The organism is Sphingobacterium sp. UBA7631, from assembly GCF_002483935.1.
Classification (GTDB): domain Bacteria; phylum Bacteroidota; class Bacteroidia; order Sphingobacteriales; family Sphingobacteriaceae; genus Sphingobacterium; species Sphingobacterium multivorum.
This window is the reverse complement of record NZ_DLIX01000007.1, coordinates 67,850-84,833: the sequence shown is the minus strand read 5'-3', so window position 1 is coordinate 84,833 and position 16,984 is coordinate 67,850. Positions and strand designations below refer to the sequence as shown.

Annotated in this window: 12 protein-coding genes; 11 read left to right on the top strand and 1 reads right to left on the bottom strand. The window is 38.8% G+C overall.

Annotated elements, in window-relative coordinates; genetic code table 11:
* Positions 1-4: 4 nt before the first annotated feature.
* The 5 genes from B3P16_RS12390 (at position 5) to B3P16_RS12370 (ending at position 9,458) form a co-directional block, all read left to right on the top strand.
* Positions 5-2,575, top strand: a complete 2,571-nt coding sequence (locus tag B3P16_RS12390; protein WP_159333431.1) for a TonB-dependent receptor — start codon at positions 5-7, stop codon at positions 2,573-2,575.
* Positions 2,576-2,580: 5 nt separating this feature from the next.
* Entirely contained in the window at positions 2,581-3,399 is an 819-nt protein-coding gene (locus B3P16_RS12385) for a DUF4249 family protein (RefSeq protein ID WP_139144878.1), read from the top strand.
* Positions 3,400-3,502: 103 nt separating this feature from the next.
* On the top strand, positions 3,503-4,201 hold the full coding sequence (locus tag B3P16_RS12380; protein WP_175441942.1) for an AcvB/VirJ family lysyl-phosphatidylglycerol hydrolase: 699 nt from the start codon (positions 3,503-3,505) through the stop codon (positions 4,199-4,201).
* Between the two features lie 51 nt (positions 4,202-4,252).
* A complete protein-coding gene (locus tag B3P16_RS12375; RefSeq protein ID WP_286843128.1) occupies positions 4,253-6,772 on the top strand; it encodes a DUF5686 and carboxypeptidase-like regulatory domain-containing protein in 2,520 nt (839 codons plus the stop codon).
* A gap of 127 nt (positions 6,773-6,899) precedes the next feature.
* The gene (locus B3P16_RS12370; RefSeq protein ID WP_286843126.1) at positions 6,900-9,458 is read left to right on the top strand and encodes a flippase-like domain-containing protein; all 2,559 of its coding nucleotides are present in this window, start codon (positions 6,900-6,902) and stop codon (positions 9,456-9,458) included.
* A gap of 45 nt (positions 9,459-9,503) precedes the next feature.
* On the opposite strand, the gene B3P16_RS12365 is transcribed toward B3P16_RS12370, so the two are convergent.
* Positions 9,504-9,995, bottom strand: a complete 492-nt coding sequence (locus B3P16_RS12365) for a SixA phosphatase family protein (protein ID WP_046672779.1) — start codon at positions 9,993-9,995, stop codon at positions 9,504-9,506.
* A gap of 445 nt (positions 9,996-10,440) precedes the next feature.
* Here B3P16_RS12365 and B3P16_RS12360 point away from each other — a divergent pair, with 445 nt between their 5' ends.
* The 6 genes from B3P16_RS12360 to B3P16_RS12335 all read left to right on the top strand — a co-directional run bounded on the left by B3P16_RS12360 (position 10,441) and on the right by B3P16_RS12335 (position 16,973).
* Positions 10,441-11,670, top strand: a complete 1,230-nt coding sequence (locus B3P16_RS12360) for a hypothetical protein (RefSeq protein ID WP_046672778.1) — start codon at positions 10,441-10,443, stop codon at positions 11,668-11,670.
* 73 nt (positions 11,671-11,743) lie between these two features.
* Entirely contained in the window at positions 11,744-12,781 is a 1,038-nt protein-coding gene (locus B3P16_RS12355) for a glycosyltransferase family 2 protein (RefSeq protein ID WP_286843125.1), read from the top strand.
* On the top strand, positions 12,778-14,040 hold the full coding sequence (locus tag B3P16_RS12350) for a glycosyltransferase (RefSeq protein WP_286843123.1): 1,263 nt from the start codon (positions 12,778-12,780) through the stop codon (positions 14,038-14,040). Before B3P16_RS12355 ends, B3P16_RS12350 begins: the two co-directional genes overlap by 4 nt.
* Before the next feature lie 118 nt (positions 14,041-14,158).
* Positions 14,159-15,325, top strand: coding sequence for a glycosyltransferase family 4 protein (locus tag B3P16_RS12345; RefSeq protein WP_286843122.1), 1,167 nt, complete (start codon positions 14,159-14,161; stop codon positions 15,323-15,325).
* A 4-nt stretch (positions 15,326-15,329) separates the two neighbouring features.
* On the top strand, positions 15,330-16,139 hold the full coding sequence (locus tag B3P16_RS12340) for a glycosyltransferase family 2 protein (RefSeq protein ID WP_286843120.1): 810 nt from the start codon (positions 15,330-15,332) through the stop codon (positions 16,137-16,139).
* Positions 16,140-16,163: 24 nt separating this feature from the next.
* Positions 16,164-16,973 carry a glycosyltransferase family 2 protein gene (locus B3P16_RS12335; protein WP_070561254.1) on the top strand — a complete coding sequence of 270 codons (810 nt, stop codon included), beginning with the start codon at positions 16,164-16,166 and terminating at the stop codon, positions 16,971-16,973.
* Positions 16,974-16,984 lie beyond the last annotated feature (11 nt).

Sequence of the window (16,984 nt, the reverse complement as noted above, 5' to 3'; positions counted from 1 at the left end):
TGATATGAAAGATAGGATCCTGTATCGTCTGCTCTTTTTCTGCTGGTTAGTTATGGTTGTATGTTCGAAAGCCATGGGACAGAGCTCCCCTGCTGAATTACGGATCTCAATTGACACGCACAACAAACAGATCATTCAGATACTTACCGAAATTCATAAAACATACGATATATCCATGTCCTATGATGAGCAGATTTTTAACAAGGACATCATCTATAGTCGTTCGTTCGACAAGTCCAGTTTGGAAGAAGTCCTTAATTATTTGCTGAAAGATTCCAATGTTGGATTTACAATTATCAATAGAGCGCTGATCTTCTATGAGGAAGATAAAACTTTTACCATAAAAGGACGTGTGGTGGACAGTCTGAGCGGTGAAAACCTGATTGGTGCCACTTTGTTGATCGCGGAGAAAAACAAAAGTAGTTTAAGTAATAAATATGGGTTTTACTCACTGACATTACCACGGGGCGAATACAGTTGTTATGTAAGTTATCTGGGCTATAAAACAAGGGCAGTCTCTTTAAATGCTGCGTTAGAAAATAATTACCTGGTCATTAAGCTTGCTCCGGTAGATTTCAACTTGAGTGAGGTGGTGGTTAATGTTGATTCTTCTTTGACAGCGCAGCACATGGGAAGTTTTACAGATAAGATCAATTGGACCCAAACACGAAGAAATGCATTTTATAAAGGCGAGGCTGATATCATGAAGGTATTACAGATGCAAAATGGGATTAACGGATTAACAGAAGGTGGCAGTAATCTTTTTGTAAGAGGAAGCGGTAAAGACCAGAATCTTATTTTGCTTGATGAAGCCGTTGTTTATAATCCATCGCATCTATTCGGTTTAACCTCGGTGTTTAATTCGGATATCTTGAAGAATACACAGCTTTATAAGGATGCTATCCCTGCAAATTTAGGGGGACGTCTTTCTTCCATTATGGATATGAGTACCAGAGACGGCGATGCCAATGCTTTTCATGTTTTTGGTGGATCAAGTTTATTGATTGCCCGGGTTGGTGCTGAGGGGCCATTTATACAAAAAGGAAAAGGTGCTTTCATTGCCACTGCACGGGGAAGTATATTAAATGCTTTTAATACAGATTATCGGCTGTTTAATGTCAAAGGTAAGTACAGTGACTATAACGTGAAGTTCAACTATACTTTTGACGAGAAAAATCGGGTTTACCTTTCGGGTTACTACGGGCAAGATAAAGTTATTTCACCGAATAAGAATACCAATCGTTGGGGTAATTGGACTTCTACTTTGCGGTGGAACCATGTGCATAGTGACCGACTATTTATGAACCTTTCGGCTATATTCAGTGATTATCATAATAAATTGGATGTGAGCAAACCTGAATCGAGTGACAATCAGATCTGGTTGACACGGATACGCGACTTTAGTTTGAAATCCGATTTTACGTATTTTATGGGATTGGATCGCACCTTGGATTTTGGTCTCCAGGGAACCTTACATCGTTTTAATCCCGGGGAGATATCACCGGTAAATTCAAATACGGAGGATAATATCTTTAGGGCCCAGGCCTATGATTATACGGGTTATGTTTCTTTTAACTGGAAGATTGATTCAGCCTTCCGGATTGTTGCGGGAATGCGGGCGAATGCCTTTTTTAATGCTTCCTTTGGACGCTATTATTTATTGGATGGCAGCTCGTATAGGCCGCTGTCGAACGATGCCGACAAGAAAAAGTCGTATTATGGTTTAGAGCCACGCCTGTCTTTGCAATATAAAATGGGCAATGATTACGCTTTCAGACTGGCTTATAATCGGAGCTATCAGTATTTGCAGTTATTACAGAACGATGAACTTGCTTTTTCCTCGTTGGAAGCATGGGTACCGGCGGGATTAAATATTAAACCACAATATGTTGACGCGATTTCTTTTCGTATCAACAGATTATTTTATCGTGGAAATATCGGACTGGAAGGGTATTGGAAGAGAATGGGCAATCAGGTCGAATTGATCGATCATGCGCAGCTTATACTCAACCCATTTATCGAAACACAATTGCGCCAAGGAAAGGGGCGTGCCTATGGACTAGAATTATCCGTCAATCAGCGTATCGGTGAGTTTTCGGGCAGTATTTTCTATAGCTGGTCCAGATCTTTTCGGAAGATCAACGGCATCAATAAAGGAAAAGAGTATGCCGCCAATTTCGATATTCCACATGTGCTTAAGAGCAACTTGTCCTACGATTTGGGGAGGTCGGTGCATCTCAGTGCTTTTTATACGATTCATACAGGGAGACCTTTAACCTATCCAATAGGATTTATGGAATATGAGGGGATATATGTTCCAGTGTATTCAAGCCGTAATTCCCATCGCATGCCTACGTTTAGTCGTTTTGATCTAAATTGCTCGGTAGATTTGGAAACGATAAGGCAGCGAGAGCGAGGGAGAAGACACACCTTGAATTTTGGATTATATAATATATTTGATCAGCGCAATCCACTTTATTATAGTTTCTCCGAAGATAGCAATGGGAATTTGGCAATTCAGAAAACATCCTTTTCCGGGCGGGTTCCCTCAATTAGTTACACCATGAGATTTTGATTGATATGAGATTCTTATTGACTATAGTTGCTTGTTTTTTAGTGGTTTCTTGTCAGAAGTCAGCTGTAGACGAGGGGCAATCGTACGATATGATTGTTGAAGGCGGGATTAATACCATGTACAAAGAGCAGTATATCCAATTAAAGAAATTGGATGGGCTAAAGTCTAATTCAGGGACTATTGGGATTAGCGGAGCCACCGTCCGGGTAACCAATGGTCCCAATACGATTGAATTCAATGATTTGGGTGAAGGGCTTTACTATGGGGAGCTGTTCAACCTCAAGGACACCGTAGGAAATGTATTTCAGCTTACGATTACTTTGAATGGGAAATCATATGAAGCACAGGATCAATTGATACCCGTGATACCGATTGAAAATGCCTTTCTGCCGGTAGAAAAAAATAACTTGAATGGCAAATGGGGGGTAAAAGTCAGTAAACATCTGTTCGGGATGCGAACTTCTAATAAATGGCTTATTATGCCGCAAAAGGATTTTTCCGAAGACGATATCTCTTCTTTTCGATCTCCTTTTAGTTATAGTTATCGTTTGGGCGCGCCCAACGTACTGAACAACTTACTTGGGAAGACCTACAACTATGAAGTATCGTTGAAGGATAGTTTAATCGTCTCTAAGTTTTCTGAATCGCCACGTTACTCCCGTTTTATTTATAATCTATTTCAGGAGACGGAATGGAAAGGTTTATTGTCTGCAGTACCTGCTAATGTCGAAGGTAATATTTCGAATAATGCCCTTGGTTTTTTTTATGTGATGGACGGTGTGCGTAAATCTATTCCAATAAAGGACATTAGAACCGGTAAATAGTGTCAGAGGAAAGGATTTCACGGCGTATTTATTAATGAATCATCCCAGGTGGTCACAGGCATTGTTATTATTCAAAGCAAATATTTACACATATTATATACACATGAACACTGCACATTATAAAGCAGATAGATTATTGCTATTGCTATTTTTTTGGCTAAGTCTTGCCCTAAAACCAGTACACGCAGAAGTACTACCAAGTTACGTTATTCCACTTAAAGATGCCAATAACAAACAAAAAACAATGCTTGTATTTATTACGGGTGATGGCGGTTATAATGATTTTAGTAAAAGCCTGTTAGCTTACTTTTCGCTCGATGGATATCCTCGTTTGGTCATCGATGCAAAAAAATATTTCTGGAAAAAGAAAACACCACAAGAAGCGGGCAGGGAATTTGAACGATATATTGACCATTTCAGAAAAGAATGGGACTGTGACCAGATTTATTTGATAGGACATTCATTTTCTGCGGGAGTGTTGCCCTTTGTCCTGAATAATTTTTCGGATCCATTGAAAAAAGCTATCCGGCATGTTACCTATTTATCACCCGATCAGTACGCGAGCTTTGAGGTGACCGTATCGACAATGCTCAACTGGAAACAGAAAGCCAATGGCTATGAGGTACTTGCTGAAGTGTTGAAGCTAAAGCAAATCCCTTCGACTTATGTTTTTTGTAAAGAGGGCGAAGAAGATCTCGTGAAAATGTTTCGTAATGCGGGATTAAAGGTCGATGTATTGGCTGGACCGCATAATTATAATCGTGATTTTAAGACGATTTATAATACTGTGCGATTAAGATAGCAATCGCACTAGGACTTTTTTATAAAAACCTTGTCATCCTACTGAATTTAGATGCAAGGTTTTTTTATGCAATATCGTTTCTTATTGGTTTTACTGTTCTTTACTTCTCGACTATTTGGACAAGGAGCTTCATTAACAGGAATTGTCCTCGATGCCTCATCAGCAAAACCCATTCAAGGTGTTACTGTAACGCTTTCCCACACGGCCAGATCTGTAGCAACAAATAAAGAGGGGCATTTTCAAATATCATCCGTGCCTGACAACTGGGAATTATTATTTAGTGCCGTTGGCTATAAAAAACAGGTATTTCCGATGAGTGTCGCCCAGGGCAAGAAGATTCTTATTATCCGTTTGGAAGATGAACAACAAAGTCTTGATGAAGTTGTCGTGAATGCGCCTAAAAAGAGGAAATACACGAATAAACATAATCCAACAGTCGATTTAATCCGTAAAGTAATTGAAAAAAGAGACGAAAATAATGCCCTAAATGGGGCAGCGGGTAGCTATCAGGAATATGAGAAGCTATCGATGTCCCTGTCTATCCAAAATCAAAAGGTGGATAAATCCCGCTTACTCAAACGTTTCGGATTCTTGAAACAGGGGATGGATACGCTAAAGTATCCCGGGAGATCGCTGGTACCCATATTCATGGATGAAAAAATCGGTCAGCGAAAATTGGATGCCGTTAAAGGTAATAACTTTGTTTTATTGGGGGAGAATCAGTCGCGCGTAGATCAGTACCTGGATGAAGACGGTATTGATGAGTATCTGGATAAAATCTATGGCGAAACAAATATCTATGATACGGATGTCTCTATTGGGAATAGACGGTTTTTGAGCCCTATAGCGACGTTGGCACCTTCGTTTTATAAATATTACCTGGTTGACACTTTGAAAGATAGTAAACCTTGGCATGCCAAAATACGCGTAGAGCCACGCAATAGGGAGGATGCGCTTTTTTCAGGCTTCATCTATATCCGCTTAGATGGGAGTTATGCCTTAGATCAAGCGGAGCTGACCATCAACGAAGCGACCAATATCAATTGGGTGAAGGGGTTAAATATTGTTTTGAATTATTCGGAAAATCAAGCACATCGTCTTTTTCTGAGTAGGGGAGTCCTGACGATAGACATGGGGATTTTTAAGGATGGTATGGGTTTGTTTGGGGAGAAAGTGACCAGCAGGTCACCTTCCAGTGAAACACAGCTTGCTGTTAATGGTAAAGCTTTGACACGAACAGGACCACAGAATCCGAATGGAATTGACTGGAATCTTGCGAGACCTGAGAAACTGAGTAAGCTGGAGGCGCAGGCCTTTACGAATATCGATAGTTTAAAACAATCAAAATCTTTCAAAAATCTGATGGCATTGGGCTCCTTTATCATGTCGGGGTATTATGGCCGCGGTGTTATCGAAATAGGGCCAGTACCTTCATTCTATAGTTTTAACCCTGTCGAAGGAAGCCGATTTAAATTTGGGGGCAACACGACGGATATTTTTAGCAAGACATTGGTCCTGGATGGTTATGGTGCCTATGGTACGAAAGATAGGCAATGGAAATATAATATGGGGGCTACTTACTCCCTTAACGGTGCATCGGTATACAAATTTCCGGTAAAGTTAGTCTCCGCTAAGGTTAGTAAAGAGGTGCAGGTGCCGGGCCAGGATCTCAATTTTATTGACAATGACAATTTTTTGCTTTCATTCAGAAGAGGGGAAAATGACAAAATGTTTTATCTACAGCGGAGGCAGATCGAATATTGGCAGGAGTTTGAAAACCATTTATCCTTTAAAGTGGGGTTCTTCAATCAAATCCTTAGCCCGGGTGGTATCTTAACATTTGACCGTCGCGCTTTTAGAAGAAGTAACGGCAATGAGCTGTGGACTTCTGCTTTCACCGGAGAGATTCGCTGGGCTCCACATGAGAAATTATACCAGGGAAAACGTTATCGACGTATCATCAATACGGGCCAACCAATTTTTACCTTAGCCGCACAGGTTGGTGTGAAAGGTTTATTGGGTGGAGATTATAACTACCAACGTTTCATATTAAATGCCAATAAGCGATTTTTTGCGTCCCAATTTGGTTTTGCCGATATCGTATTTGAATCGGGTATCCAATTTGGAAAGGTTCCTTATCCGCTGATGATTATTCATCGGGCAAATCAAACGTATTCGTACCAGCTCAACTCCTACAATTTGATGAATTCGATGGAATTTATGAGCGATAAATATACATCACTATTGCTTCAACATTCATTTAATGGTTTTTTTCTGAATAAAGTTCCGCTTTTAAAAAAACTGGATCTCCGGGAGATTGCCTCTGTAAAGATGTTGTATGGCGCTGTTGATGCCTCCAACAGATACACAAAAAATTTTGATGAATTGCCCAAGGATCCGCGCGAACCGCAGCTGTTCTCGCTTAATAATGGGGCCTATATAGAAGGTAGTGTTGGGCTGAGTAATATCTTTAAAATTTTACGGGTCGATCTGGTTCGCCGTTTTACGTACCTGGATAATCCGGGGGTATCTCCATGGGGTGTGCGGGCAAAGATCGGTATTGATTTTTGATGCTTGAAAAAAGACAAATTGGATTGGGACTATTTTGAGGAAATGATGTCATTAGTAAAAGTGGTTTAGAAAAACGAAATAATTGGGTTTGTCAATTCGAGAGGTAATTATGCTGATGAAAAACAAGATGTTGATCTGGAAATCCTTGTTGGGCCTATTGGTCATTTTGGGTGCTGTATATTTTTTTGCAAATCAAAGACAGGAGCTGGCATCGTCGGTAGGGCTTATCCAGTCAAGCTCGTTATTTTGGGTGGCAATCGGGATTGTGGTTTCTTTGGCTTATATCGCCATGCAAGGTTTGGTCTATGTCTATAGTTTTAGGTCTTTGCAACAGAAACTATCACTGGGTGGGGCTACTCGCCTATTTCTAAAGAGAAACTTTATCAGTGTTTTTCTTCCAGTAGGTGGATTTACCTCCCTGGCTTTCTTTAAGAAAGAGGTCAATCAGGAGGGAATTGATGATACAAACACCAATCTTTCTTCGGTTATCTACGCAGTTATTAGTTTAGTATCCTTATTTATCCTCTGTCTTTTTGTTTTTCTGTTTGTTGGAATCGCAGGTCTTGATATGCAGATCATTGGGATTTTGCTTGTTTTTAGCGTCCTACTGCTGGGATTTGGTTGGTACTGCAGCTCATTTTACCGTGGTGGTGGAGCCTACAATTTTACCGTACGTCATTTCCCTTCCGTTGCTAATACCTGGAATGAACTCCATAAAAAAGGCGTAGATTTTTGGGCTGTATTGCAAAGTCTCCTTTGGGCGACAGTCATTGAGCTCGTCGGGATTTTGCATATCTATATTGCTATGCTTGCTTTAGGCTTTGAAACATCGTTATTGGCCTGTACAGTAACCTATGCAGTCGGAACCTTGGTCTATTGTTTTTCACCGTTGATGAAGGGGGTTGGACTTATCGAGGTGTCGATGGTTGTCATTCTGTGTAAGTTTGGCTACAACGAAGAACAGGCGATTTCTATATCCTTGTTATATCGTTTATTTGAGTTTTGGGGCCCGTTGGCATTGGGTGGAATTAGTTTCTTTGTGAATAAGAACAACATCTTTGTTCGGATACTTCCATCTGTTTTTATTTTTGTGATGGGCCTTATTAATATCATCTCGGTCTTAACGCCGGCTATCCATAGCCGTATAACGGCATTAAAGCAATTTATATCTTATGATGCATTAAATTTTTCAAATGCAGCGGTACTTTTCTTCGGTATATTGCTGGTGATGTGTTCGGGCTTTTTGTTGAAGGGGCTACGTATGGCTTGGTATGTTGCGGTTGCGTTATGTTCACTTTCTATTGTTGCCAATCTTTCCAAAGGGTTGGATTTTGAAGAAGCCTGGTTTGCTTTTTTGGTGTTGCTGATGTTACTCTATTCATCGAAACATTACTTTGTGCAAAGTAACAGAAGACTCAGCTCTTTAAATCTCAGCTTGGTTTTGTGGCTTATTGGGGTTGTACTTCTGTATGGTATTACAGGCTTTTATTTCTTGAATGCGAAGCATTTTAATACAGACTTTACTATTGTAAATGCGGTGAGCAATACATTGCACGGTTTTATACTGCTCAATGGTGATGTTGCAGAGCCGCAGACTGCCATAGGACAGTACTTTTTATATTCTATCAATTTTTTTAGTGTGATCAGTCTTTCAGCATTATTCTACTGGATGGTCAACCCATGTCAGTTGGCGGACGAAGAAGTTGAGGGACAGATAGAAATCGCGCAGCACATTTTGGAGCGTTATGGTAAATCACCTGTCGATTACTTTAAGACCTATGGCGATAAAGATCTTTTCTTTAACAAGGAGCTGACGGGGTTTATTGCGTATAGAAAATGTTATGGCTTTGCGATAGTGCTCGAAGGTCCCGTTTGTGAAGATACTGAAGATGCCATGAAAGAACTGATAAATGCATTTGAACACTATTGCCGCAAATCGAGTTTAAAAACAGCTTATTACCGCGTTGACGGTAGACATTTGGGGGTTTTTAAGCAGTTGGGCAAAAAATCTTTTCTGATTGGAGAAGAGGCCATGGTCAATGTCGATAATTTTTCGCTGGAAGGAAAGAAACGCAAATCACTCCGGAATGCGGTGAATAGCATTGAAAAGAAAGGCTTTGTTTCGAATTTATATCGGGCGCCGTTATCCAATGGTTTGCTTCAGAAATTACAGGTTGTGTCGGATCATTGGTTAAGAGACATGAAGCGTTCAGAACGTGTTTTTTCTCAGGGCATGTTTGACGTTGGTAAGATTAAAAATAGCCATGTAATTACTTTGGAGGATAACGAAGGGCGCATTTTGGCCTTTTTGAATATCATTCCCAATTATGCTCCGGACGAGGCGACGTATGATCTTATACGGAAATTGCAAGATGCACCAGGTGGAAATATGGATGTATTGATTATCCGTTTTTTAGAATATTGCAAAGAGGAAGGTTATTCTTTTCTCAATATGGGACTGGCTCCTTTTTCGGGATTTGACAAGAAAAAAGGGCTTGTTGAACGTTTGATCAGTTTTCTATATGAAAATAATCCTTACTTCCGTCAGCCAAAGGGCTTAAAAGAATTTAAGGAAAAATTTGATCCCTGCTGGGTCGAGAAATTTGTGGTGTATTCACATGATTTGGATTTGATTTCAGTGCCTTTGGTGATTGATAAGGCAATGAAATCAAATGCGGGTAAGTGATTAGCAGATATTAGCTGAAAATAAGTTTGTTCTTTGAATAGAATTTTAATCAATTATTTGCACAAGATCGGCACAATTGCCGCTGAGCATATGAAAGGTGAAGCCACCATCAAGTCTTATCTCTGCACAGGATGAGGTGCGTAAGTAGGCTGCTTTTCGGGTCAGGTATTCCACTAGATCAGTCAACGTGGGATTGTGCCCAAAGAGCAGGACATGATTGACATGATCGGGGATTGCATTGATGATGGACAGCATATGCTTGTACGTACATTCATAAATTGTTTCTTCAATTTGAATATCAAAAGAAGAGGAACCCATGACGTCTAGAAAAATACGCGTTGTTTGGAGTGCGCGATTGGCTGGCGAACTGATCACCATACTGTTTTCATCTAGGGTCAATTTTGCGGATAGCTTAGCCGCAACTTGTTTGGCGTGTTGTATACCGTCGGATGTAAGCGCACGATCAAAGTCGTTTATGCCCGGAATAGTTTCGGCTTTGGCATGTCGGATGATATAAAGTTTTTTACTGTTGTCCATGATTAAAATTTTTGATTCTTAATACCAATATAGATAATAACGCTTGATGTTCCTGTTCATTGTGTTTGCACAATGAGCAGGCTTGCGTATGAATACAAATAATAATACAGTAAGTTTTAAAAAGTAGATTACGTTATGAATAGTTTTTTTACCTCAAGTGATACGTTTAATGTCGTGTCAAAGCTAAAGCATTGTGGTTTTTTTAGTGCCTATAACGGCAAAATGAAAGTCTTGATAACGAATTTTTTAGATTGATTTTGGGTCTTTGTTGTCTTGGTGATTTAAAAAACAAAATCGTTGTTTTACTTTGATAAAATTATGCTAATTTCGCAGCGAAAAACAATAATTTGTTTTATCCAGCTATTTGCCGTCAGCTTATTTTATTTATTGAAAAACATCGTTAGCCAAGTTGCATTTTTTTGTTTCTACCGTTTGATATTTACTTATGATTCGTAATTTTTTGATACTTCTTTATGGAAGTATTATCCTCGTGGCTTGCCACCGTCCAGAGGACTTTTTTGCGCAGGATGTTGAAGCTCCTATTTGGACTGTTGAACCCATTGATTCAGTTACTTTTGATAGTGATGAAGGTTTGGTCAATATACATACTGTTGCTGACGCTAATTTTAAAGGCCTAAAAAATGCCAATGATTTTATAGATATCTCGGGTGCAAATGCCAGTTATTGTCATCCAGATGTTCTCTATTTTCCAAATAAGCTGAATGGATATAAGTATTGGATGGTTTTTACGCCTTATTTTGGCGCAGTTGGAACGAATCAAAATTCAAAGAAATTTGAAAATCCAAGTGTTGTTGTATCCAATGATGGTCTTGATTGGGTAAATCCTCCGGGATTGAGCAATCCAATTATCAATGCTCCCTTTCCGACAGAAAGTTTCGGTGAAAACAAGGTTGATCCGATTCAAGGTTTCTGGTCAGATGTCGATTGGATCTACTTAAATAATCAGTTTTATCTTTACTATAGGGGTAGTTTTATCACTGCGCAGGCTTTGAAAGGCAAATGTGTGTTAAGTAATACCAATTTTGATCGATTGAAGCAAAATGCACATCGCACCATTGTACAACAAACCTCTACAGATGGTATAAAGTGGTCGAATTTGAATGTCGCCTTTACCAGTAATCCTCCGTTTACGCCCAAAGATGATCATCTATTGTCTCCCTCCTTTATCCATGACGGGAAGGAGTTTTTGAGTTATGAAATTGAGCTGAATTTTAATTCGAAAAATTTTAAAGGTAAAGACCCTTCTTATGTTGTTCGTAGAACATCTACCGATGGCATTAATTTTACAGGATTTAAAGAAAGCAAAATCATAAATTTTCTAAATAGACCCTGGTTAAAAGAGGGACGAGTAAATTCACCATGGCATATTCAGGCCACATTTGCCGATGGTTATTATTTTCTCTGTATTGCAGTGGGAGATGTGAAACGATATACTGCGGAACTGTTGTACATTGGGTATTCTAAAGATGGATTAAATTTCAAAGTATTACCGAAGCCGCTGTTGAAAAATAATGCGTATCGAAGTTCAATTTTTCCAATGGGCAGCAACGAGTCTTTAATTAAGATGGGAGCAATGATCGGTAATAAATCTGGGGAGTTCAGATACCGGGAATTTACGTTAAACAAAGACAATATTGAGAAGTCACTAAAATGATTTCAGCCTTTAATATATCATTTCTGTTACTATTTTTGTATATTAAAGATTAATGATGGTAAAAAATGGTTGTATGGATTGTCCTCGTCCGGTTGCTGTTTCGGTAGTTATACCGGTATACAATGTCGAAAAATATTTAGACGAGACGATCCAAAGTGTGCTTGATCAGGAATTACAAGATTTCGAAATCATACTCGTTAATGATGGTAGCAGTGATTCTTCGGCTGAAATCTGTCGGAAGTATGCATCATTGGATGCTCGCATTTATTTTTTTGACCAGGAAAATTCGGGCGTTTCTGTCGCTCGAAATAACGGCCTCATTCATGCGAGCGGAGAATATGTCTATTTTTTAGATTCTGATGATACTATTGAACGCACCTTTTTGTCAGCTTCTTTAGCGATTGCTAAACAGCAAAATTTTGATTTGCTGATTTTGGGGGAGCCTTATTGTTCCCGGGCGCCACGTTTGACTGCTGTACCGACATGCGGTTTGCTGACCAAAAAGACCTTATTGGACACTTATCCCAATATCCGTTTTCCTGAAGGAATTCAGCCCTGCGAAGATGGCTTGTTTTCACATCGTCTCTTTTTGATGACCGATAAGATCGGATTCAATCCGGCGGCAGTATATTTTTATAGACAGCACGAGAATCAAAATCATACGCAAATTAATCGGCAGACGGATCGCTTATTGAAACAGATCCCAATATGGTTAGAACTGTTGAAGGAGTTTTATAAGGAACATGATCTTTTTGCTTCAAAAGCCTTAAAACTAGCGCTATTTATCGAACATGAACCTTTTGAGTTTCGCTATTTAAAAATGGCATTTAATGATCTTGAGAAGGAAGAGCTGTTTAAGTTATTGCAAAATTTTATGCAAGTATATGTAAGCCCACATCTTACCAAAGCCGATAAAGAAATATTAACGGTGCCTTTTAGCTATTTTGTAGAAGCTCGAGATCATAGGGATTTTGATACGTTTTACGTAGATTATTGTAAAAGGAGAGCTGAAAAATTGAAGCGAGGCTTATTTTGGGTGAGGTTTATTCCAATTGCTGGCCTAAGAAGAAAAGTCCGTCAAAGGATCAGAAATAAGTATCTCGACGTATGAAGATTTTACTAATACAACATTTGTATTTTTTAAATGGAATAGGAGGCACGGAAAAGATATGTTCTACGCTAGCGAACATACTGAGTACAAATGGGTATGAAGTGGAGATTGCAACCAATGAAAACATAAAAGGCTCTCCAGTTTTTCCGCTGCATAAGTCGGTGAAAGTGACGAATATCTTTGACGCTAATTTGGAGCAGAAGCTCGAGCTTCCTATTTATAACTATAAGGGGGCGAATCCACTTTTATGGTTGAAATACAAGGCCCGCAAAAAATACAGCAAGTGGTATAACCGCCGATTGAAGCAACGGATGGGGGGAGAAGCTAAATTATTTCAATTTAATCTGCGAAAGCGGGCGATTTTATGGAAAGATTATATCGACGGACTAAAGCCGGATTTGATTATTACCATGTCCATTGGCTCACTTCTGGAGATTACTTATGGAAATACACTGTCAATCCCCATTATAGATTCGGTCAATGGAAGACCTGATTACGATTATACCAATGTTCTAGGCGGGAGAAAAGCCTATATGGTTGATTTGTTAACGGCTAGTTTCGATCATCTAGATGGTGTTCAGATCTTATTTGATAGCTATCGGGATTTTCTACCGTCTAATTTTTCGGGACAATGCGACGTTATTGCCAATCCAATCCAGCAGGTAGATCCTCACGATTTAGTTATCCATGACCGTATCAAAGAAAGATATAAGATTATTCATGTTGGGCGTTTGGATACAGAATGTAAGCAGCAGCATGTTGCCATTGCAATTTTTGCTGACCTGGCAAACAAATATCCCAATTGGGATTTGGAGTTTTGGGGGATAGGTCCAGACTTTGATCGATTGAATACACAAATTTGTGATCTTGGATTGGCTGAAAGGGTCTTTCTTCGTGGATTCACCGAGGATCCTCTGATAAGGATGCGGGATGCGGATATTTTTATTTTCCCCAGCAAATATGAGGGGTTTGGACTGGCCTTGGCAGAAGCCATGTCAATAGGCCTGCCGAGTATCGGCTTTTCCACTTGTTCCGGGGTAAATGAATTGATCAAACACAGTCAAAATGGTTTTTTAGCATTGGATGAACAGCAGATGGCGCTGTACCTCGAACAATTGATCATGGACCCTTCGCTACGTTCGAGACTTGGCGTTCAAAGCAATTTGGCAGTGAAGGCGTACAGTTTTGAAAATATGGCTAAAGGGTGGTTAAATTTAGTGGAAACTGTTACAAGAAGTTTTGGGGTGGAGGCGAGATGATTCATAGATCTTAATACTCCTGCAAAAGAAAAATCAAGGAGAATGTGGCATTTTCCGGGGATAATTCGTATTATTTAATATAAAAGCAATTACTGCTTTTCCTATTCAATAAGAATAAATGCAAACAATAAAGAAAAAGAGAATATTATATTTTATGCCTGAAAATCCTAACAGTTCGAAAGCAGGCAATTTGACTAGGTGTAAGCAGTTATTAACTTATTTTAATACGCTAAATGCAAATTTTGAGATCGATTTTGTGTCCTCAATTAATTGGGCACTAGGAGATGAATCTATTTTTCAATCCGAATTTCCAAATATTAACCTGATTATTTTACCTTTTAAATCTTCCAAAAAAAATAGAATTAGTTATTTCTTTCGTGATAAATTACAAAAAGAGATAAAAAATATATTCCACTCCAATTTGGTTGATCGTGTTTCGCCATCCTTTCAAAGAAGATTTGAAAAGGTTTTAAGCGCTCATAGATATGACTATGTTATTATTAGCTATGTTGAATTTGGTAGTTTGGTAAAGAATTTGATAGGACCTTATACAATTTTAGATTCGCATGATTTTCTGACGCTACAAAATAAGACAAAAGAAAAGGAAAACTTTTCAATGCGTCAATTAGGTAAAATGTTTGGAGCGGAGTTGTCTATGATGACTTTTTTTAACGAGATATGGACATTTTCAATTGAGGAAAAATATATTTTTGAACAGTTTGCTGATAAATTTGTTCGGTTAATTCCAGTTTCAATGCCATCGCCAGTTATTCAAGAACGCGAAAAAAAGATTGACTTAATTTATGTAGCCAGTGACAATCCCCATAATGTGACAAGCATAACGTGGTTTTTAGAAAAAGTATTTCCACTACTTACGAATGTTGAACTGCATGTGATTGGCAAGATTTGTGCACATATTCCAACTGTGAAAAATGTTATAAAACATGGATTGGTGGATGATCTTACAGCATATTATGAGCAAGCTAAAGTTGCTATCTGTCCAATGCTTTCAGGGACAGGAATCAAAATAAAGGTTTTGGAAGCATTATCTTTTGGCATTCCGGTTGTAACCAACCAACGTGGTGTCGATGGATTGTTTAATAAATCAGATAATGGATGTCTTATAGCACTAAATGAACAGGCTTTCGCTTCTTATATAATTGAATTGCTCCGGGAGGGTGAATTTCATGAAAGGAAATCGAATCAGGCCATTGCATATATGAGAAGTAATCATACCGTAAAGAAAGAGTATGAGGTCTTGGATGCTGTTTTTAACAATAGATGAATAAATGAAAATCTCTCTAATAATATCTACTTATAATTGGCCGGAGGCGTTGGCATTATGCATAGAAAGTGTATTGCATCAGAAGGATCTTCCTGATGAAATACTTATCGCTGATGACGGGTCTGGAAAGGAGACAGAGCGAGTTGTGGCAGAATATAAAAGTAAGTTTAATATTCCTTTTATTCATGTATGGCATGAAGATGAGGGGTTTCAGTTGGCGAAAATCAGAAATAAAGCCATTGCTAAAGCCTCATCCGATTATATTGTCCAAATTGATGGTGATTTAATTTTGCATCCCTATTTTATTCGAGATCATCGAAAGTTTGCGCGAAAAGGATCGGTGGTACGCGCCAGCCGTATTTACCTTGATCGGGAATTTTCCGAGAAAAAATTGACGAAGCGTGATACAAAGGTAAATAGATTCGATAAAGGAGTTTCGAACTTATTCAGTGCTTTTCGTTTTCAGTTGTTATGGAAATATTTTGAATTTAATTATAAAAACAAAGGCAACGAGCGTTGGGAGATTCATGGTGCCAATATGGCCTATTGGAGAGAAGATGCCATTCGTGTGAATGGCTATAATGAAGACTTTAAGGGCTGGGGGCCGGAAGATAAAGAATTTGTCGCTAGACTTCTAAATATCAACATCAAAAAACGATTCTTAAAATTCGGCGGCATTGTGTTTCACATCTGGCATGCGATAAATGCAAAAGAGAATTTAGGCAACAACAATTGTTTGTTTGCAAAAACAAAAAAGCTAAATTTGACCTATTGTGATAACGGTATTGATAAATACCTGAAATCATCTGATTAGCACTTACGGTTTTATAGCTATTTTTTGGAAACTTCAATAATTATTACAACGTATAATAGGCCCGATGCATTGGAATTGGTGCTATTGTCTGCATTAAATCAAACAGTTTTGCCGAGTCAAGTTATTGTTGCAGATGACGGTTCTGATGATCGAACAAGACAGCTTGTCCATCGTTATGAGCAGGTTTCTGAAATTCCAATCAGCCATGTTTGGCAGGACGATTGTGGTTTTCGCGTTGCACGTATTCGAAATCAAGCGCTAGCCCAAGTAAAATCACCCTATGTTGTACTTGTCGACGGTGATATCCTTATGGCACCAAATTTTATTGAAGACCATCTAAAACTCGCCAAAGTCGGACATTTTATCCAAGGTGGAAGGGTTTTACTGAATCAAGCATTAACAGCTAAATTGTTAACTGAGTCGAATCAACTAAGGTATCCGAATATGTTTCAGGCGGGATTCGAATCTGGTCGGTTTGAAAAGAGAATAAGTAGTTTTCGTAATCTTCTTTTAGCACGATGGACTGCGAAAAACCTAGCACATAAAAGAAGCAAAGTACGCTCTTGTAATATGTCCTTCTACATGCGCGATGTTCGTGCAGTGAATGGTTTTAATAATCTTTTTGAAGGCTGGGGCCGGGAAGACAGTGAATTTGTGGAACGTTTATTCAATTATGGACTCAAAGGGCAACTAATCAAGTTTGCTGCAATTGGGTATCACTTATATCATAAGGAGGCGTCTAGAAAAGCACTACCACAAAACGATCATTTATTAGAAAAGACAAAATTAGAAAAGCTGACATCCTGTGCTGACGGACTTTCTAGTTTCCTATAGTTATTCATTAT